This is a genomic window from Streptomyces sp. 8L (assembly GCF_020176795.1).
GTDB lineage: Bacteria > Actinomycetota > Actinomycetes > Streptomycetales > Streptomycetaceae > Streptomyces.
This window is the reverse complement of sequence record NZ_JAIUKE010000117.1, coordinates 12,604-31,156: the sequence shown is the minus strand read 5'-3', so window position 1 is coordinate 31,156 and position 18,553 is coordinate 12,604. Positions and strand designations below refer to the sequence as shown.

At 70.0% G+C, this 18,553-nt stretch carries 14 protein-coding genes; 11 read left to right on the top strand and 3 right to left on the bottom strand.

Annotated features, from left to right (window positions below; genetic code table 11):
* From LCE31_RS11975 to LCE31_RS11945, 7 genes are all read left to right on the top strand, one after another.
* Nucleotides 1-723: polysaccharide deacetylase family protein (locus tag LCE31_RS11975; RefSeq protein WP_225014179.1), on the top strand; the 723-nt coding region annotated here is incomplete at its 5' end.
* 87 nt (nucleotides 724-810) lie between these two features.
* A complete protein-coding gene (locus LCE31_RS11970) occupies nucleotides 811-2,022 on the top strand; it encodes a pyridoxal phosphate-dependent aminotransferase (RefSeq protein WP_225014178.1) in 1,212 nt (403 codons plus the stop codon).
* A gap of 103 nt (nucleotides 2,023-2,125) precedes the next feature.
* Complete coding sequence (locus tag LCE31_RS11965) at nucleotides 2,126-2,521, top strand: SCO4983 family protein (RefSeq protein WP_225014177.1); 396 nt, start codon at nucleotides 2,126-2,128, stop codon at nucleotides 2,519-2,521.
* Between the two features lie 228 nt (nucleotides 2,522-2,749).
* Nucleotides 2,750-3,838: a hypothetical protein gene (locus tag LCE31_RS11960; protein ID WP_225014176.1), complete on the top strand. Its 1,089-nt coding sequence runs from the start codon at nucleotides 2,750-2,752 to the stop codon at nucleotides 3,836-3,838.
* A 16-nt stretch (nucleotides 3,839-3,854) separates the two neighbouring features.
* On the top strand, nucleotides 3,855-5,060 hold the full coding sequence (locus LCE31_RS11955) for a toxic anion resistance protein (RefSeq protein WP_225014175.1): 1,206 nt from the start codon (nucleotides 3,855-3,857) through the stop codon (nucleotides 5,058-5,060).
* 59 nt (nucleotides 5,061-5,119) lie between these two features.
* Nucleotides 5,120-6,760 (top strand): substrate-binding and vWA domain-containing protein, encoded by a 1,641-nt coding sequence (locus LCE31_RS11950; protein WP_374118456.1) that lies wholly within the window; start codon nucleotides 5,120-5,122, stop codon nucleotides 6,758-6,760.
* Entirely contained in the window at nucleotides 6,747-7,433 is a 687-nt protein-coding gene (locus tag LCE31_RS11945) for a hypothetical protein (protein ID WP_225014173.1), read from the top strand. Before LCE31_RS11950 ends, LCE31_RS11945 begins: the two co-directional genes overlap by 14 nt.
* Nucleotides 7,434-7,772: 339 nt before the next feature.
* Here the strand turns inward: LCE31_RS11945 and LCE31_RS11940 are convergent, their stop codons facing one another.
* A complete protein-coding gene (locus LCE31_RS11940; protein WP_225014172.1) occupies nucleotides 7,773-8,894 on the bottom strand; it encodes an NADH:flavin oxidoreductase in 1,122 nt (373 codons plus the stop codon).
* 201 nt (nucleotides 8,895-9,095) lie between these two features.
* Here LCE31_RS11940 and LCE31_RS11935 point away from each other — a divergent pair, with 201 nt between their 5' ends.
* A complete protein-coding gene (locus LCE31_RS11935; RefSeq protein ID WP_225014171.1) occupies nucleotides 9,096-9,539 on the top strand; it encodes an RrF2 family transcriptional regulator in 444 nt (147 codons plus the stop codon).
* Between the two features lie 246 nt (nucleotides 9,540-9,785).
* Here the strand turns inward: LCE31_RS11935 and LCE31_RS11930 are convergent, their stop codons facing one another.
* Nucleotides 9,786-11,657 carry a phosphoenolpyruvate carboxykinase (GTP) gene (locus LCE31_RS11930; RefSeq protein WP_374118455.1) on the bottom strand — a complete coding sequence of 624 codons (1,872 nt, stop codon included), beginning with the start codon at nucleotides 11,655-11,657 and terminating at the stop codon, nucleotides 9,786-9,788.
* A 495-nt stretch (nucleotides 11,658-12,152) separates the two neighbouring features.
* Between LCE31_RS11930 and LCE31_RS11925 the strand changes: the two genes are divergently transcribed.
* The gene (locus LCE31_RS11925; RefSeq protein WP_225014170.1) at nucleotides 12,153-12,779 is read left to right on the top strand and encodes a TetR/AcrR family transcriptional regulator; all 627 of its coding nucleotides are present in this window, start codon (nucleotides 12,153-12,155) and stop codon (nucleotides 12,777-12,779) included.
* A gap of 84 nt (nucleotides 12,780-12,863) precedes the next feature.
* Here LCE31_RS11925 and LCE31_RS11920 read toward each other — a convergent pair whose 3' ends face one another.
* Nucleotides 12,864-14,888, bottom strand: coding sequence for a thioredoxin domain-containing protein (locus LCE31_RS11920; protein ID WP_225014169.1), 2,025 nt, complete (start codon nucleotides 14,886-14,888; stop codon nucleotides 12,864-12,866).
* A 143-nt stretch (nucleotides 14,889-15,031) separates the two neighbouring features.
* Between LCE31_RS11920 and LCE31_RS11915 the strand changes: the two genes are divergently transcribed.
* Complete coding sequence (locus tag LCE31_RS11915; protein ID WP_225014168.1) at nucleotides 15,032-15,568, top strand: Uma2 family endonuclease; 537 nt, start codon at nucleotides 15,032-15,034, stop codon at nucleotides 15,566-15,568.
* Between the two features lie 694 nt (nucleotides 15,569-16,262).
* Nucleotides 16,263-18,053: a tetratricopeptide repeat protein gene (locus tag LCE31_RS11910; RefSeq protein ID WP_225014167.1), complete on the top strand. Its 1,791-nt coding sequence runs from the start codon at nucleotides 16,263-16,265 to the stop codon at nucleotides 18,051-18,053.
* Nucleotides 18,054-18,553: the final 500 nt, after the last annotated feature.

Genomic DNA, 18,553 nt, shown 5'->3' with positions numbered 1-18,553 from the left:
CGGGGGGGGGCCCACCCCCCCCCCCCCCCGGGCCGGGGGGGGGGGGCGCCCCGGCGGCCCCCCCCCCGGCCGCCGCCCTCCGAGACCTCGACGCCCGACCCGTCGCTGCCCCCGCCCGTCGTGTCGATGGACATCGCGCACGCGGCGCTCTCCGGCGGCAAGGCCGTCAACATCACCATCGACGACGGGCCCGACCCCCGGTGGACGCCGAAGGTGCTCGCCGTCCTCAAGGACAACGGGGTCAAGGCGACGTTCTGCATGATCGGGCCGCAGGCCGCCGCGCACCCCGATGTGGTGAAGGCGGTCGTCGCGGCCGGGCACCGGCTGTGCGACCACACCGTGGACCACGACGAGTCGATGGACCACAAGGGTTTCGCGTACCAGAAGCACGAGATCCTCGACGCGGCGCACCAGATCGAGACCGCGTCGGGCGGCGTGAAGCCGCAGTACTACCGCGCGCCCGGCGGCGCCTTCACCCCGTACAGCAGGCAGATCGCGGCAGCCGCGGGACTGCGTCCGCTGGGCTGGAACGTGGACGCGAAGGACTGGGAGCGGCCGGGCGTCGGCACCATCCTCGGCACGGTGAAGGGCGAGCTGTCGAACGGCCCGACCATCCTCTTCCACGACGGCGGCGGCGACCGCGGCCAGACCGTGGAGGCGCTGAGGCGGCTGCTGCCGTGGCTGCACGGGCACGGCTACACGTGCAGCTTCCCGGTGCGCTGAGCCACCGGGCGGACGCGCTGCCCCGGGCGGCCGAACGTGGGGAAAACCACGGAGCGCCCCCCGGCGCGCGCCCGTACAGTGGCGGACATGCAGGTGATCCAGTCGACCAAGCTCGCCAACGTCTGTTACGAGATCCGGGGCCCGGTACTCGACGAGGCGATGCGCCTGGAGGCGGCCGGCCACCGCATCCTCAAGCTCAACACGGGCAACCCGGCGGCGTTCGGGTTCGAGTGCCCGCCCGAGATCCTTGAGGACATGCTGCGCAACCTCGCGACGGCGCACGGCTACGGCGACGCGAAGGGGCTGCTGTCGGCGCGGCGCGCGGTGATGCAGCACTACCAGACGAAGGGCATCGACCTCGACGTCGAGGACATCTACCTCGGCAACGGGGTGTCCGAGCTGATCCAGATGGCGATGCAGGCACTGCTGGACGACGGCGACGAGGTGCTGGTACCCGCCCCGGACTATCCGCTGTGGACGGCGTCCGTGTCGCTCGCGGGCGGCACCGCGGTCCACTACCGGTGCGACGAGCAGGCGGACTGGCAGCCCGACCTCGCCGACATCGAACGCAAGATCACCGACCGCACCAAGGCGATCGTGATCATCAACCCGAACAACCCGACGGGCGCGGTGTACGGCTCCGAGATGCTGACGGCGCTGACCGACGTGGCACGCAGGCACGGCCTGGTGGTCTGCTCGGACGAGATCTACGACCGAATCCTCTACGACGGCGCCACCCACACGCCGACCGCCGCCCTCGCGCCCGACCTGCTGACGCTCACCTTCAACGGGCTGTCCAAGAACTACCGGGTGGCCGGGTTCCGGTCCGGCTGGGTCGCGGTCTGCGGCCCGAAGAGCCACGCCTCCTCCTACATCGAGGGGCTGACGATCCTGGCGAACATGCGGCTGTGCGCGAACATGCCGTCGCAGTACGCGGTGGCCGCGGCGCTCGGCGGCCGGCAGACCATCGACGACCTGGTCCTGCCGGGCGGCCGGATTCTGGAGCAGCGCGACACGGCGTACGAGCTGCTGACGCGAATCCCGGGCGTGACGTGCGTGAAGCCGAAGGGCGCGCTGTACCTGTTCCCGCGGCTCGACCCGGCGGTCTACAAGATCAAGGACGACCGCGAGATGGTGCTCGACCTGCTGCGGGCTGAGAAGATCATGGTGGTGCACGGTACGGGGTTCAACTGGCCGGAGCCGGACCACTTCCGGATCGTGACGCTGCCGACGGCCTCGGACCTCGCGGACGCGGTGACACGGATCGGGACGTTCCTCGACGGCTACGCTCAGCACTGAGGGTTCCACCGTACGTACGCGTACCCTCTGATTCTCGACGCCCCTCAACTTTAGACTGATTCTAATATAGGATGGTCTTCTGACGATGCCAGGAGGCCCTGCCATGTACGAGCCGATCCGCACCAAGTCGGTCCACTCGATGGCCGGCCCGCGCACCGACACCCCGCACCGCAGCCGCGAGGAGGAGCTGGACAGCCAGCTCGCCGGCTATCTGACGGCCCTCCTGACGGTGACCGACGAACTCGGCCTCGACGAGGCCGCGGAGCGCGTACTGCGGGAGATCGTCCGGTTGCGCGGCGCCGCGCCCGTACGGGCCGCCACCGCCGACGGCCCCGGCCACCGCACCGAGCTGCACCGGCGCGCCGCCGCCGCTGCGGCCCGCGCCCTCGTCGTCGCCGAGTCCCGCGCGGACGCGGGGGCCGCGGAGCTGCTGGCCGAGCGCCTGGGGGCGCACGAGGCGGCACTCGCCGAAGGGCAGCAGCTCACCGGAGCGCACTGACCCGGCCGCGACGCGGGGCGCCGGGCCCCGCGCGGGTCGGGCGCCGCGTGGAGCGCCGTACGGATCGCTGGACGAGGCGTGCGCGTAGCCCGGCGCCCGGCCGGACCCGGTGAACGCCCCTCCCGCAGAACGGAATTGGAGTCTCCGGTTCGTTACCGGGATGGGCCCTTCACCTGCCGTCCACCCGGCCATGTCCGGAATGTGGGACTCCGGGTGCAGTCTTCCCATGTGAAGACACGCATCCTGGGAATCGTCCTTGCGGTGGTGCTGATCGGTGGCGTCGCGGGTGTCGTCGTCACCCACCTCCACACGGACGCGAGGGACCCGGCAACGAAGACCGCGGTCCAGGTGCAAGGTGTGATCGGGTCGGAGAAGGCGGACTTCTTCGCCGATCCCGCCGTGCGGAAGGCGCTGGCTGCCAGGGGTTTCACGGTCAGGACGGTGACGTCGGGCTCGTGGGCCATGCAGGACCAGCCGCTGAAGGGCGACGACTTCGCCTTCCCCTCGTCGCAGGCGCCGGCCGACGCGCTGGCGCGAACGCTCCATGTCACACGTGAACTGCCGCGGCCGTTCTACTCCCCGCTGGTCGTCGTCGCCACCAAGGCTGCCGCGACCGTTCTCGCGGACAACGGCCTCGCCACCCTGGACGCCGCGCACCGGGGCACCCTGAAGATGGGCGCCTATCTGAAGGCGGCGGGCCACGACGCCAAGTGGCAGGATCTCCGCGGCGCTTCGGCCCACGCCGAACTGCGCGGCACCGTCACGATCACCTCCACCGACCCCGAGACCTCCAACTCGGGCGCCCTGCTGCTCGCCGACGCCTCGTACGTCGAAAACGGCGACAGCGTCGTCACCGATCAGGCAGGCCTCGACCGTACGGGCCCCCTGCTCAAAAAGCTGGTGTCGGCGCAGGGGTCGCAGAAGTCCAGCTCCGAGGAGCCGTTCACGGACTTCATCAGCGGGGTCGGCACACCGCTCGTCCTCGCCTACGAGTCGCAGGTGGCGGCGCTGCTGCTGGCCCACCAGGACCCGGGCGACCTGGTGACGCTCTACCCCGACACGACGGTGAGCAGCGACCACACGATCGTCCCGCTGACGCCCGCGGGGTGGAGGTTCAGCGCACTGCTCACCGACGACCCCGCGCTCCAACGCCTGGAGGTACAGCACGGCTTCAGGCCGCGCGCCGCGCGCACCGTGTTCGACACGGCCACGGCGGGCGACTCCGCGTATCTCGACAGGCCGCTGACCGGCGTGGTGCTCGCACCCGTGCCGACCAGCGACATCATCCGGCGGATGGCCCAGGCGGCCAGGTCCTGACGACCAGGGGGAACCCGTGTCCACACAGAACAGTACGGAGGTCAGCAGCGTGCCGAACGATCCCGGCGAGTTCGTCCTGACCCCGCCGGAACCGGTGCCGCCGGTCCGTACCGAGCAGGCGTCAGGGCTGGTGCCGCTCGACGCGTCCGTGCGCGAGGAGATGGAGCGCAGGGCCTCCGAGTACGTCTCGTCGCTGTCCACACTCGACGCCCGCTCGCCCGAATTCACCGCCAGGGTCGGCGAGATCGCGGGCCTCGGGGCGGGCGACATGCGCGGCGCGGCCCAGCAGACCAACCGGATGCTGGAGCGCACCGTGCGCTCCCTGGGCAGCGGCGGCGAGGACGCGCAGTCCCGCGTGGGCGGTTCGCTGGTCGAACTGCGCCGTACGGTCGAAGACTTGGACCCGAGGGCCGGCGCGGGCAAGGGCCGGCGCCTCCTGTCCAGGCTGCCCGGCGGCAACAAGCTGCGCGACCATGTCGCCAAGTACGCCTCGGCGGGGGCCACTCTGAACAGGATCGTGGGCGCGCTCCGCGGCGGCCAGGACGAACTGCGGCGTGACAACGCGGCACTGCACACCGAGCGGAGCCGCCTGTGGGAGACCATGGGCAAGCTCCAGGAGTACGCGGTGCTCACCGAGGCGCTCGACGCCGCGGTGGAGCGGCGGGTCTCCGCCGTGGCGTCGACCGACGCGGTGCAGGCCGACGCGCTGCGCGCGGACGTCCTCTTCCCGGTGCGCCAGAAGCACCAGGACCTGCTGACGCAGCTCGCCGTGTGCGCGCAGGGCTACCTCGCGATGGATGTCGTACGGCGCAACAACGACGAGCTGATCAAGGGCGTCGAACGGGCCGCCACCACCACGGTCTCCGCGCTGCGCATCGCCGTGATGCTGGCGCAGGCGCTGGAGAGCCAGCGCAAGGTCACCGAGCAGGTCACCGTGTTGCGCGCGACGACCGAGGACCTGATCCGGGGCAACGCGGAGATGCTGGCCACGCAGAGCGGCGAGATCCAGCGGATCGCGGCCGACCCGGCGGTCGGGGTGGAGACGCTGCGGGCGGCGTTCCAGCAGATCTACCGGACGCTGGACGCGATCGACTCGTACAAGGTGCAGGCCACGGAGGCGATGGCGGCCACGGTCGAGTCGCTGAGCGGCGAACTGCGCACGGCACGCACGTTCCTGGAACGCAGCCGCTCGGCGGGGGCCCTGGAAGGCGGTACGAGCTGATGCGGGCGCTCCCCGGAACGCGCGCGTTCTCCAGACACCGGGTGTTTTTTGGACCGCGGGTGTCGCGGGTGTCGCGGGCCGTGGCGGCGCTCGTGGTGACGCTGCTCGCGGCGACCGCCTGCACCTCCGGAAGCGGCAGTGGCGGCGGAGGCGGCGGTGCGACCGCGAGCCCGGGCGCGGCGACCGCCTACCACAAGGGCACCCTGCGGGTGCTCGCCTCCAGTGAACTCTCCGACATGTCGAAGATCCTCGCGGACGCCAGAAAAACGACCGGGGTCGACGTGAGGATGACGTACTCCGGCACGCTCGACGCGGCGAAGCTCGTCGCGGACGGCGGCGCGGCCGAGCGGTACGACGCCGTCTGGCTGTCGTCCAACGACTACCTGCGGCTGCTGCCGGGCGCCGGAGCGAGGATCACCGACGAGACACCCGTGATGTCGTCGCCGGTCGCGATCGGCGTCCGGACGCCGAAGGCGGGGCTGCTCGGCCGCCCCGCGGCAGACGTCACCTGGTCGGACGTCTACGACGCGGTCGCCCACCGGGGCCTGACGTACGGAATGACCGACCCGGCGCGCTCCAACTCCGGCTACGCGGCGCTGATCTCGGTCACCTCGGCGCTCTCCGACGCGCAGTCCGCGCTCACCCAGGCCGATGTGGACCGGACGTCGGACAGGCTCACGTCCTTCTTCTCCGGCCAGAAACTGACCTCGGGCTCCTCCGGTTGGCTGGCGACGGCGTACCGGCGCGACAGCTCGGTCACCGCGATGATCAACTACGAGTCGGTGCTGACGGAACTGAACCACACCGACCACGCGGGGCTGACCGTGATCCGGCCGAAGGACGGTGTGGTCACCGCCAACTACCCCTTCACACTGCTGACCTCCGCACCGCGGGAGGCCCGTGCCTCGGCCGACGCCCTCACCTCGTACCTGCGCACCACGGCCGTCCAGGAGCGGATCAGCCGGGAGACCTTCCGGCGCCCCGTCGTGCCCGCCGTCACGCCCGCGGCCGGGCTCGGCACCGACAAGCGGCGCGAACTCCCCTTCCCCGGCACGCTGTCGGTGGCGAACGGCCTGCTCGACGCGTACGAGAACAAGCTTCGCCGCCCGTCGCGCACGGTCTACGTACTGGACACATCGGGCTCCATGGCAGGCACCCGGCTGGCGAGCCTGAAGCGGGCGCTGGGCGCGCTCACCGGCTCCGGGCCGCCGGGCGGCGGTTCTGGCAGCGCTTCCGGCGGTGTGTTCCGGGACCGCGAACAGGTCACACTGATGCCGTTCGGCACCCGGGTGAAGCAGGTGACGACCCGTACGGTCGACCCGGCCGACCCGCGGACGTCGCTGGCGGCGCTCCACTCCGACATCGGCCGGCTGACCGCGTCGGGCGACACGGCCGTCTACGACAGTCTGGAGGCGGCCTACGCCCAGCTCGGCAAGGGCGGCGGCAACACCTTCACCTCGATCGTGCTGATGACGGACGGCGAGTCCAACGCCGGCTCGAAGGCAGGGGCGTTCGACGGCTTCTACGCGGGCCTCCCGTCGTCCGCGCGCACCACACCGGTCTTCCCCGTCGTCTTCGGCGACGCGGACCGGGCGGAACTCCAGCACATCGCCGCGCTGACGGGCGGCCGGCTGTTCGACGCGACGAGCGGCGACGCGGCACTCGACGGCGCCTTCGAGGAGATACGTGGCTACCAGTGACCGGGGCGCCGCGGGAACCGGACGGGTCCTCGGCTACCTGGAGTCCGGCAAGAACATCACCGGCTGCGCGGCGGGTCTTGTGGGGCTCGGCCTCGGCGCGGCCGGACTCGCAGGCGTCTTCTGGCCGGCCGCCGTGGTCGGCCTGTACGCGGCGGGCGCGCTGCTCTTCCCGCCGAAGCGCCCGCAGGCCCCGGAGTTCACCCTCGGCGCCACCGGCGAACTCGACGGCATACGGGAGGACTTCGCGGCGCTGCGCGCGTACCTGGCGGGGGTGGAACTGCCGGCCCCGGCCCGCGCGGCGGCGGACGAGCTGACCGAGGTGCTCGGCATGCTCCTCGAACCGGGCTGGGTCGGGGACGCGCTCGGAGCGGACCCGGAGGCGGTGCACGTCCTGTCCCGCGCGATCCGGCAGGACGTTCCCGAGTCCGTCGACTCGTACGTCAGGACCCGCTGGTGGACCCGCCTGCAACCGGGAACGGAACCACCGGAGCGCCATCTGGAGCGGCAACTCGCCCTGCTGCGCGAGGAGGCGGGCTCCCTGGCGTCCGCGCTGCGCGAGAGCGAGTCGCGCCGCCAGCAGACCCACACGCACTACCTGGAAAGCCGCCACCACGAACCGGGCACGACCACGCCCGAAGGCCCGGGCGGTCCCGGTGGTCCGGTGGGCGGGTGAGCCACGGGGGCGGGCCCGGACATCTGCCGGTGCCGGCCGTCATGCGTGGGCCGCGCCCTCGTCCGTACCGCCGGCCTCAGCGGGTGTCCGCGATCAGGCCGGCCGGCTTGTCCGAGACGGGCGGCCGGTGTCCGCGTTCTCGTTTCGGCAGGAGCAGCAGAGAGCCCGCGCCGATCACGGCCAGTCCCGCGGGTGCTCGTCGGGGGTGACGGCAGGGTGACGGGCGAGGCGCGGGGCCGCTACCTGTCCCGGCCGGCCTCGCGCTGAGCCCGTAACGCTCCGCTTCCGTCCCCGCGCCACACGGGCCCCGTCCCGCGCGAGGCGGGGCCCGGCGGGGAGTCAGTACAGGTTGCGGACCGAGTCGTGGCTGTACGGCGTCAGCTCGGACTCTCTGCCTTCGAGGACCTTGGCCGCCCATTCCGGGTCCGCGAGCAGCGCGCGCCCGACGGCGACGAGGTCGAACTCGTCGCGTTCGAGGTGCTCAAGGAGCCGCTCGACGCTCGCCACCCCGGCATGTGCCCCGGGGGCGAAGGCGCTGGGGGTGAAGACGGTGTCGAGGCCCACCGAGCCGACGGTGATGACGGGCTTGCCGGTGAACTTCTTGGCCCAGCTCGCCACGTTCAGGTCCAGGCCGGTTTCGGGGAACTCGGGTTCCCAGTAGCGGCGGCCCGAGGCGTGGAAGGCGTCGACCCCCGCCTCGGCCAGCGGCTCGAGGAGTGCCTGGAACTCGTCCGGGTCGGCGGCGAGCCTGGCGTCGTAGTTGTCGGCCTTCCACTGCGAGAAGCGCAGCACCAGGGGGAAGTCGGGCGAGACCCGTTCGCGGACGGCGGCGACGATGTCGGCGGCGAACTTCGTACGGGAGACGGCGTCGCCGCCGTAGGCGTCGGTGCGCCGGTTGGTCCGTCCCCAGAGGAACTGGTCGATCAGGTAGCCGTGCGCGCCGTGCAGCTCGATGCCGTCGAACCCGAGGCGCTCGGCCTCCTGCGCGGCGTCGGCGAACGCCTGGATGATGTCGTCGACGCCGGCCGGGGAGAGCGACTCGCCCGCGCCGGCGGTGCCGTCGAGCGCGATGCCGGACGGGCCGACCGACGGCGCCTGCGGGAAGGGCGGGTTCCCGGCCTTGCGCTGGATGCCGACGTGCCACAGCTGGGGCATGATCCTGCCGCCCTCGGCGTGCACGGCCTCGACGACGCGGCGCCAGCCGGCGAGCGACTCCTCCCCGTGGAAGCGCGGCACGCTCTCGACGTCGCCGGCGCTCGGATGGTTGACGTAAGTGCCCTCGGTGATGATCAGCCCGGTCCCCGCCGCGGCCCTGCGGGCGTAGTAGGCGGCGACGTCCTCACCGGGAATGCCGCCGGGCGACTTGGCGCGGGTCATCGGAGCCATCACGATCCGGTTCCGCAGTTCCGCAGAGCCGAGCGTGAAAGGCCTGGCCAGGGACTGAGACGCGCGAGTGGGCATGGGGCCGTCCTCCTGGGGCGAGAAGCCATACGTACGTAGGAGCAAATGTGCTCTGGTCAAAAGTACAATTCACTCGACTTTACTGCAACAGTGACTGTTGCTATTGCGTGAAGGGGGACGGTGCTGTCCGATACGTGGGGAAAGGGCGCCGCCCCGGCTGTTCGGTAGGCTGTGCCCGACGGGTGGAGGGTGGTGTGTTCGGTGCTGGACGTCAGGTTCTACAGCGCCCTGAAGGTGTTGCTCCTCCTCGCGGCCGAGGGGGGTTCCTCAGTGCTGAGTTCCGCACAGCTCGCCGAGAGCCTGGACGTCAACCCGAGCCTCGTACGCAAGACTCTGGTGCCGCTCGTCAGGGAAGGGCTCGTGGAGTCGGTGAAGGGCCGCGGCGGCGGTACGAGGCTGGCCCGGCCGGCCGAGGGCATCACCCTCGCCGAGGTCTACCGCTGCGCGGTCGGCGACAAGCCGTTGTGGGCGTGCCGTACGGAGAGCGGGCACGCGTGCCTGGTGACCACGTACACGAGTGCCTACTTCAGCCGGCTCACCGAGCAGGCGGAGCAGGCGGCACTCGGTTCACTCGGTGACCAGACCCTCGCCGACGGCCTGCGGGAGCTGCGCCGCCTGGAGCGGAACGCGACCGAAGGGGCCTGACAGCCCTGGGCGTTGGACGGCACGGGCGCGGCCCTGCCGGCGGGGGCGTCGCCCGGAAACGGACGGGGCCACGGAAACGGACGGGGCTCCCGGGCCGGAGGGGCGCGGCCCGGCGAACGCGGCCCCTGGACAACGGGCCCTGGAAACGAACGCGGCCCCTCGACAACAGGGGCCCTCGACAACCCAACCGTGGCCCGGAACAAACAGGCCCCCCGGAACCGTGGCGACGGCTCCGGGGGTTCGACGTCACCCGAGGCGCTGCACCAGCGCGCGGTACTCGTCCCACAGCGCCGCGGGCGCGTGGTCGCCGAAGGTGGCGAGGTGGGCCGGGATCAGCCCGGCCTCCTCACGCCAGATCTCCTTGTCGACCGTGAGCAGCAGATCGAGGTCGTCCTCCGAGAGGCCGAGGCCCTCGGTGTCGATCGCGTCCCTGGTCGGCAGAGTGCCGATCGGGGTCGCGACGCCGTCGGCCGTTCCGTCGAGGCGTTCGACGATCCACTTCAGGACCCGGCTGTTCTCACCGAAGCCGGGCCACACGAAGGAGCCCTTCTCGTCCTTGCGGAACCAGTTGACGTAGTAGATCTTCGGGAGTTTCGCGGGGTCGCGGTCGGCGCCGACCTCCAGCCAGTGGCCCATGTAGTCGCCCATGTTGTAGCCGCAGAACGGCAGCATGGCGAACGGGTCGCGGCGCAGCTCGCCGACCTTGCCCTCGGCGGCGGCGGTCTTCTCCGAGGCGACGTTCGCGCCGAGGAACACACCGTGCTGCCAGTCGAACGACTCCGTCACCAGCGGTACGGCCGAGGCGCGCCGCCCGCCGAAGAGGATCGCGGAGATCGGCACGCCCCTGGGGTCCTCCCACTCGGGCGCGATGATCGGGCACTGCCCGGCGGGGACGGTGAAGCGGGCGTTGGGGTGCGCGGCGGGGGTGCCCGAAGCGGGCGTCCAGTCGTTGCCCCGCCAGTCGGTGAGGTGCGCGGGCGGCTCCTCGGTCATGCCCTCCCACCACACGTCGCCGTCGTCGGTGAGGGCGACGTTGGTGAAGACGGAGTTGCCCCACATGGTCTTCATGGCGTTGGCGTTGGTGTGTTCGCCGGTGCCGGGCGCGACGCCGAAGAAGCCGGCCTCGGGGTTGATCGCGTAGAGGCGGCCGTCCTCACCGAACCGCATCCAGGCGATGTCGTCGCCGATGGTCTCGACCTTCCAGCCGGGAATGGTGGGTTCCAGCATGGCGAGGTTGGTCTTGCCGCAGGCGGAGGGGAAGGCGGCGGCGACGTACTTCGCCCCGGCGCCGTCCTTCCCGGCGTTCGGCGGGGTGAGCTTCAGGATGAGCATGTGCTCGGCGAGCCAGCCCTCGTCGCGCGCCATGACGGACGCGATGCGCAACGCGTAGCACTTCTTGCCGAGGAGCGCGTTGCCGCCGTAGCCGGAGCCGTACGACCAGATCTCGCGGTCCTCGGGGAAGTGGGAGATGTACTTGGTGGTGTTGCAGGGCCACGGCACGTCGGCCTCGCCCGGCGCGAGCGGTGCGCCCACGGTGTGGACGGCTTTCACGAAGAAGCCGTCGGGGCCGAGTTCGTCGAGGACGGCCTGGCCCATCCGCGTCATGGTGCGCATGGAGGCCGCGACGTACGCGGAGTCGGTGATCTCGACGCCGATGGCGGAGAGCGGGGAGCCGAGCGGCCCCATGCAGAACGGGACGACGTACATGGTCCTGCCGCGCATCGCACCGCGGAAGACGCCCGTTTCGCCGGTGAAGACGTCCCGCATCCGGGCGGGGTCCATCCAGTGGTTGGTGGGACCGGCGTCCGCCTCCTTGGCGGAGCAGATGAACGTACGGTCCTCGACGCGTGCCACGTCCGACGGGTCGGAGGCGGCGTAGTACGAGTTGGGGCGTTTGGCCGGGTCGAGTTTGACGAACGTGCCCTTGGCCACGAGCTCCTCGCACAGGCGCTCGTACTCGGACAGCGACCCGTCGCACCACACGACGCGGTCGGGCTGGGTGATCTCGGCGATCTCCTCGACCCAGGCGACGAGTTCCCTGTGCCGGGTGGGCGCGGGGGTGAAGCCGAGGGGGGTGTCGGCGGGCGCGACGAGGGGAGCTGCCATATCGCTTGCCACGAGTGCTCCTTGATGAGGGTGTGATTTCCGGCCCCTTGGGGGCTGCGACCCGGACGCTTCGCAGCATGCTCATCCGGTGCCGACCGCACTCATTTGATCATCCGGTGCGCGCGCCCATCTGTCCAGGGGGTCGCACACGTGAGCATCGCCACGGGTCAAGGACCGGACCTCGTCCGGGGGAATCGAGAAACGCGCAGGTCAGCGCCGCCAGTACGGCAACCGTGCGACGACCGGCGGGAACGGGGGCGCACCCCTGCCACCAGGGCAGGTAAAGGACGTAAAGAAAGGCCTAAGGATTCCGGACCGCCGCACACCACACCCACGGGCGTGTCGCGCGACCCCGTCCGCCTGCCGGGCGCCGACGTACCGCGCGCCCTCGCGCCCCGCCTCGCGGCGCCCCGGAACCCACGCACCCTCGCGCCCCGCCTCGCGGCGCTCCGGAGCGCGGCGTTCCGGATGAGGTCCCGCCGCACGGGGGTGCCCGACAATGACCCCATGGACGCCACGCCGCACACCCGCCTCGGGGAGCATCACGCCGGCCTCAGCCTGCGCGAGCGCAAGAAGCTCAGGACGAGGGTCGCGATCCGCCGGGCCACGTACCGGCTGATCGCGCGGGCCGGGTACGAGGCGACGACCGTGGAGCAGATCGCGGAGGCGGCGGAGGTCTCGCCCTCGACCGTGTCCCGCTACTTCCCCGTCAAGGAGGACATCGTCCTCACCGACGAGTACGACCAGGTGATGGCGGACGTCCTGCGGGCCCGCCCCGCGGACGAGCCGGCCCTCGCGTCACTCCGCTTCGTGATCGTGGAGGGTCTGCGGAGCATGCTGCGCGACCAGCCGGAGGAGGTCTACGCGCGCACGCGCCTGATGGTCGACGTACCGTCGGTACGCGCCCGTACGACAGAGTCGCTGTCGGCGACGGCCCGGCTCCTGACCCGGGTCCTGGCGGAGCGCACGGACCGCGACCCGGCCGAGCTTGAGCTGCGCCTGTTCGTCACCACGGTACTCACCGCGCTGAGGGAAGTGACGGTGTACTGGGGTGAACGGGGCTTCCAGGACGACGTGTTCGACCTCGTGGACCGCGGCATGGCGGTACTGGGAGACCTGGACCCCGACGCCTGACACCTGACACCTGACACCTGGCGCTTGGCGCTTGGCGCCCCGCGGGAACGCCCGCGTGCGGGCCGCCGTACCCGCCACGGCTTCCTACTGCACGGTGCCGAGCTCGGCGGCCAGTTCCGCGGGGTCCGTCGTGGGGGCCTTGCAGACGAAGTGGCGGCAGACGTACGCGGCCGGTGCGCCGTCCACCAGCGGCCGGTCCACGAGCAGCGGGAACTCGTCGCCTCCGGCCTCCCCCGCCGCGAGTACCGCGCCGGGCGCCGTGCCGAGCAGCGCGGTACGCCGCAGCTCCTCGGCCGCCGCGCCGTCTCCCACGACGGCGATCTCGCGGGGCCCGTCGAGCGCGGCCTCCGCGACCGCGAGGCCCCAGCCGATGAACCGCGGCACGCGCGGGCCGAGCGCGCGCACCACGCCCAACGCCCGTTCCGCGGCGGTGCGGTGGGGTTCCGAAGCGGTGTGCGCCGCATACGTCAGGAGCGCGCCCGCCGCGGCCGACCAGCCGGACGGGGTGGCGTTGTCGGTGGGGTCCTGCGGGCGGCGGATCAGCTGCTCGGCGTCGTCGGCGGTGTCGTAGAGCGCGCCGCTCTCGCCGGCGAACCGGTCCAGGACGATGTCCAGCAGGAAGCCCGCGAACTCCAGCCACACGCCCTCGCCGGTCACCGACGCGAGCGCGAGGAAGCCCTCGGCGACATCGCCGTAGTCCTCAAGCACGCCGGCGTGGGCCCCCGCCCTGCCGTCCTTCGACGTACGGGCCAGGCGCGCCGAGTCGTCCAGGTGCAGCCGTACGAGCAGGTCGGCGGCCCCGGTGGCGCGCTCGACCAGGTCCGGCCTGTCGAAGTACGCGCCGGTCTCGGCGAGCGCCGCGATCGCGAGGCCGTTCCAGGCGGCGACGACCTTGTCGTCCCGGCCGGGCCGCGCCCGCCGGCCGCGTGCCGCGAGCAGCCGCTCCCGTACGGAGGCGGCCCGCGCCGCGTCCACCGGCCCTGTCTCCTGGGGGAGCTGGAGGACGGAGGCGCCGTGCTCGAAGGTGCCCTCCGGGGTGACACCGAAGTACCGGGCGGCGAACTCCGCGTCGTCCTCACCGAGCACCTCCGCGAGCTGCGCGGGCGACCAGACGTAGTAGGCGCCCTCGACGTGCGCGCCGGTACCGTCGTCGCTGTCGGCGTCCAGCGCGGAGGCGAACCCGCCCTCGGCGGTGCGCAGTTCGCGGACCATGAAGTCGGCGGTCTCGATCGCGACGCGCCGCGCGAGGTCCGATCCCGTGGCCCGCCACAGCCGCGCATACACCTGGCAGAGCAGAGCGTTGTCGTACAGCATCTTCTCGAAGTGGGGCACGACCCACTCCCGGTCAACGGAGTAGCGCGCGAAGCCGCCGCCGAGCTGGTCGTAGATCCCGCCGCGCGCCATGGCCTCACACGTGTCGGCGGCCATCTGGAGCGCGCCCTCCGCCCCCGTACGGGCGTGATGGCGCAGCAGGAACTCCAGCACCATCGACGGCGGGAACTTCGGCGCCGCGCCGAACCCGCCGTGCCGCTCGTCGTACTCCCGGGTCAGCCCCAGCAGCGCCTGCGCCAACTCGGCTTCGCCGGGCGGCGTGTCGGCACCCTGCGCGAGAGAGCGCCCGGCGAGCTCGGTGACGATGCGCCCCGCCACCTGCGCCACCTCGTCCCTGCGCTCCCGCCAGGCACTGACCACGCCCTCGAGCACCTGCGGGAAGGACGGCATGCCGGAGCGGGGCGCGGGCGGGAAGTACGTACCGAAGTAGAACGGCCGCGCCTCGGCGTCCAGGAACACCGTCATCGGCCACCCACCCTGCCCGGTGGCGGCCTGCACAGCCTCCATGTACACGGCATCCACGTCGGGCCGCTCCTCGCGGTCCACCTTGACGCTGACGAAGTGCTCGTTCATGTAGCCGGCGGTATCGGCATCCTCAAAGCTCTCGCGCGCCATGACATGGCACCAGTGGCACGCCGAGTAGCCGACCGAGAGAAGAACGGGCACATCACGCCGCTCCGCCTCCTCGAACGCCTCCGGACCCCACGGCCACCAGTCGACCGGGTTGTCCGCGTGCTGAAGCAGATAAGGCGAGGTCGCACCAGCCAGCCGGTTCATACGCCCCAGCCTCTCACAGCGTCTGGCCCGATTCCGGGCGACTCGACACCCCGGAACAGTAGGCTGGGCGCAGCAGCGCCGGACCTGCCGAAGCCTCTCGAAGGAGGTACACCATGACCGCCGAGATGGTGGCACCCGCCTGAATGCATACGCAGATCAGCGCGGAACAGTACGACTCCTGGTCCGAGGAGCAGTGCGCCGGCATCGAGATCGTGGACGGGATGGTCGTCGTGATCCCGAGCGCCTCCAAACGGCGCAACCGGCTGGCCCGCATCCTGGCCAACGCCCTGGACGCCGCCGCGGGCCCGGTCTGGAACGCAGACACGGACTTCGACGTCCGCCTGCAGGACGTCCCCCTCACCAACCGCCGTCCAGACGCCACCGTGTACCGCGCGGAGACCATCGACCTCACACCCACCCGCCCCGAGCACGTACTCCTGGTCGTCGAGGTCGTGTCCCCAGGGTCAGAAACCACAGACCGGATCGTGAAGGTCGACCAGTACGCCAAGGCGGGCATCCCCTTCTACTGGCGCATCGAGCAGGCGGCCACCGGCGTTCCGATCGTGTACACCTACGTCCTCGACCCCGCCACCAAGGCTTACAGGGACGGCGAGATGTTCACCGGCACGATCAAGACTGCCGCACCCTTCTCCGTCACTGTCGATCTGGGAGCCGTCTGACAGCGCTGGGAAATCCGTCATGACTGAGCACAAGGGAAAGCGCAAATTCCGGGAGCACCTGGAGGCTCTTTTGGCTGCCGCTGGCTCCCCGAAGCCAGCCGTCATCTGCTCTGCGAGCAGGGACCGCCTCGGGCGAAGTTCCCTGTCCGTGCAGCGCATCAGCGATTGGCGAAGCGGGAAGCACGCACCGACAAATAAGCTCTTCCGAGAGTTTCTCAGGGCGGTCGACAGCTTGGCTCGGCAGCGAAACATCGCTCTCCCTGCCGCACTCGCCGACCCGGCAGTTTGGGATCGCCTACTGCGCGCGGCGCGAGCAAAGACTCCCACTCCGGCGCAGGAAGAATCGCGCCAGATCACGGTAGGCGCAGCCCGGATCCCGATCCGCCCTGTGACTGAGTCCGATCCTCTGGAACTGGGCGTACACCGAACAAGTCGCCTTGAGGGCGCTCCCCCACTACCGACCTATGTCCCACGGGACGTAGACAGTACAGTCTCGGCTCAGCTGGCAGAAGCCAGGGAGACCGGAGGCCTCGTCTTGTTGGTCGGCGAGTCCACAGCCGGAAAATCTCGGTGCGCTTTCGAAGCTGTACGGCGCGAACTGTCCGATCACTGGATCGTTGCCCCACCTGCGGCCAGCGACCTGAGCCCCGTGCTGGCACATGTATCCCTACCGAGGCCCGGCCACCGGAGGTGGGTGCTCTGGCTGGACGACCTCGATCGCTTCCTCCTCGCCGGCGGCCTCGATCAAGGCATGTTGTCCGCGCTTCTAGAGCAACGGGTTGTGGTCATGGCCACCATGCGTTCTGAGGTGTACGGCAATTACAGTGAGCGCGCGTTGCGAGGCATGGACGCCGACGTGGCATCCGTGCGCCGCCTTGGATCCCGGGTCCTGAACCTCATCGAGCCCCTCGTACTGGACCGGCAGTGGTCCGAGACGGAAATGGGTAGGCTCCGCGCACACCTGGCGAACCCAAACTCCGACAGCCGTCTGGCTGACGCAGCCCACCGCCACGGCGTTCACGGCATCGCGGAATACCTCGCAGCCGGACCGAAGCTGCTTGAGGAATTCCTGACGACACGACGCCAGCCGAAAGGCCATCCCCGTGGCGCTGCCCTGGTTCAGGCAGCGATTGATCTTGCGCGGGCAGGCATCTCCACCCCTCTACCCACCGAGACGCTGCTGGAATTGTCCACGTGCTATCTCAGTGCCGGGGATGTCTCACGCCTCCAGGCTGAGAGCCCCGAGCAGGCGCTAGTGTGGGCAACCGAGATCCAGTTCGGTGTGGCAGGAATGCTGGTTGCCACGGATACCATCGAGGCTTGGCGACCATTCGACTACCTCGTGGACGCCGTTGCCAGTGCCGTCGAAGCTACGGCCATCCCCGACGAGGTGTGGGAAGCTGCGGTCACGCACGCGAATGGCGGTAGCGAGCTGCTACCGGTCGGACGATCTGCCTTCCGCTTCGGTCGTCGGGTGCTCGCCGAGCGCTGCTTCTCTCCGCTGGCGGTCCGCGGTAGCCACGGCGCAATGCACGACCTTGGGTTCGTACAGCGCGAAAGACGGCCGGAACACACCTGGTCTTCGTGGTACCAGACCGTATCTGAGACAGGAACTCCGTTGCAGGCCCGTGCCCTTGGCGCCCTCCACGAAATTGAAGGGCGATGGGACGAAGCAGCGGCCTGCTACGAGAGGGCCGCCGACCAAGGAGATGCTCTTGCCATGCGACTCCGGGGTGTGATCGCCCAGCGGCGCGGGCAAAACGACGAAGCTCATGAGTGGTACGTCCACGCTACAGAAGGCGGGGATTCGGTTGCAATCACATTCTTCAATGAACCGAGAATCTACCGGCCTGAAATGGGACACGAGCTGGGTTCGAAAACCTGGAACCCGAACGTCGAATGGGATGAGGAGGATGAAGAGCCGTGGCAAATGACGGCCCGCACATCACGCATCCTCAGCTGTAACCTGGAGATACTCGCCGATATGGCTCACGAAGAGTTGGACGAACTGGGTGATCAGCCGATCTCTCCAAACAGCTTTGGGATCTTCTTCGCACGCTTGCCGGCCTCCACATGGAACCAGCCACGACGCTGGCGGCGCAGGGTACTAAGAGCCCTGGATGATCTCAACGAGGACATCACTCTCGGCCACCCTCCCGAACCACGCTGCGCAGAGGAGGAGCTGGCGCTCCACTTTGCTCTAGAGAGCGCTTCGGCTATGACATGCGATGAACCGGATCTGGTGGCCAAGTTCACACAAGGGCTCCCCGAACAGCAGGGCGACTACGACTGGGATGTTTGTTCGGACCTGCTCTTCCAGGACCACGATGTGCTTTTTCTCTACGACCCGATGATGCAAGGACTAGAGCACCCTGAAAACCCGCTCAATCAACGTATGAGCATTGGGGATCTGCGGCCAGAAGGATGGTTCGAGGAGTTCGGGAACGTGTCACCTCGCGATCCTTCCCGAGGATTCACACATTAACGCGATCCCGCCAAATCGCGCACAACGTGCCGATCTTTAGTGATGGATCATGATCGAGCATTACGTCATCATGAGCTAGATGAATCGTTCGATATCAAGTGGGCATTCTCCCAGCAACTGCCTTCCGGAACCTACGACGTCGGCAACGGTTTGACGACCGGAACGCGCCGAATGGAATCGCCTGAAAGTTCCCACCAGTACGGCTCGGGTGGAACGCACCCAAGCCGTCTGCACACTCGTTTCCGCCAGAAGGCCAAGGACCGCGCCTCCGAGCAGCTACTCCAGGGTGGATCCGGTCCCGCTACATCGACTGACTGGGATCCGGTGAACTCCACCCTTGTAGAAGCTCACCAGCATGCCGTCAGGCATCGAGAGAAGGTCTCCACGGCCTGGCGCTCGGCCGATTTCCGGAGAATCGACCGCCAGGATGTACCTGGCTTGCGGTGCGCTGGCCCGTTGGCCCTCCTCGGTGTCGCGGGCCGGAACACCAACGACTGCAT

Bases quoted from the DNA above. Each gene is read 5' to 3' on its own strand.
- LCE31_RS11965 (WP_225014177.1), top strand. From the start codon at position 2,126: ATGTACGAGCCGATCCGCACCAAGTCGGTCCACTCGATGGCCGGCCCG.
- LCE31_RS11915 (WP_225014168.1), top strand. From the start codon at position 15,032: ATGCATACGCAGATCAGCGCGGAACAGTACGACTCCTGGTCCGAGGAG.
- LCE31_RS11925 (WP_225014170.1), top strand. From the start codon at position 12,153: ATGGACGCCACGCCGCACACCCGCCTCGGGGAGCATCACGCCGGCCTC.
- LCE31_RS11940 (WP_225014172.1), bottom strand. From the start codon at position 8,894: ATGCCCACTCGCGCGTCTCAGTCCCTGGCCAGGCCTTTCACGCTCGGC.
- LCE31_RS11920 (WP_225014169.1), bottom strand. From the start codon at position 14,888: ATGAACCGGCTGGCTGGTGCGACCTCGCCTTATCTGCTTCAGCACGCG.
- LCE31_RS11970 (WP_225014178.1), top strand. From the start codon at position 811: ATGCAGGTGATCCAGTCGACCAAGCTCGCCAACGTCTGTTACGAGATC.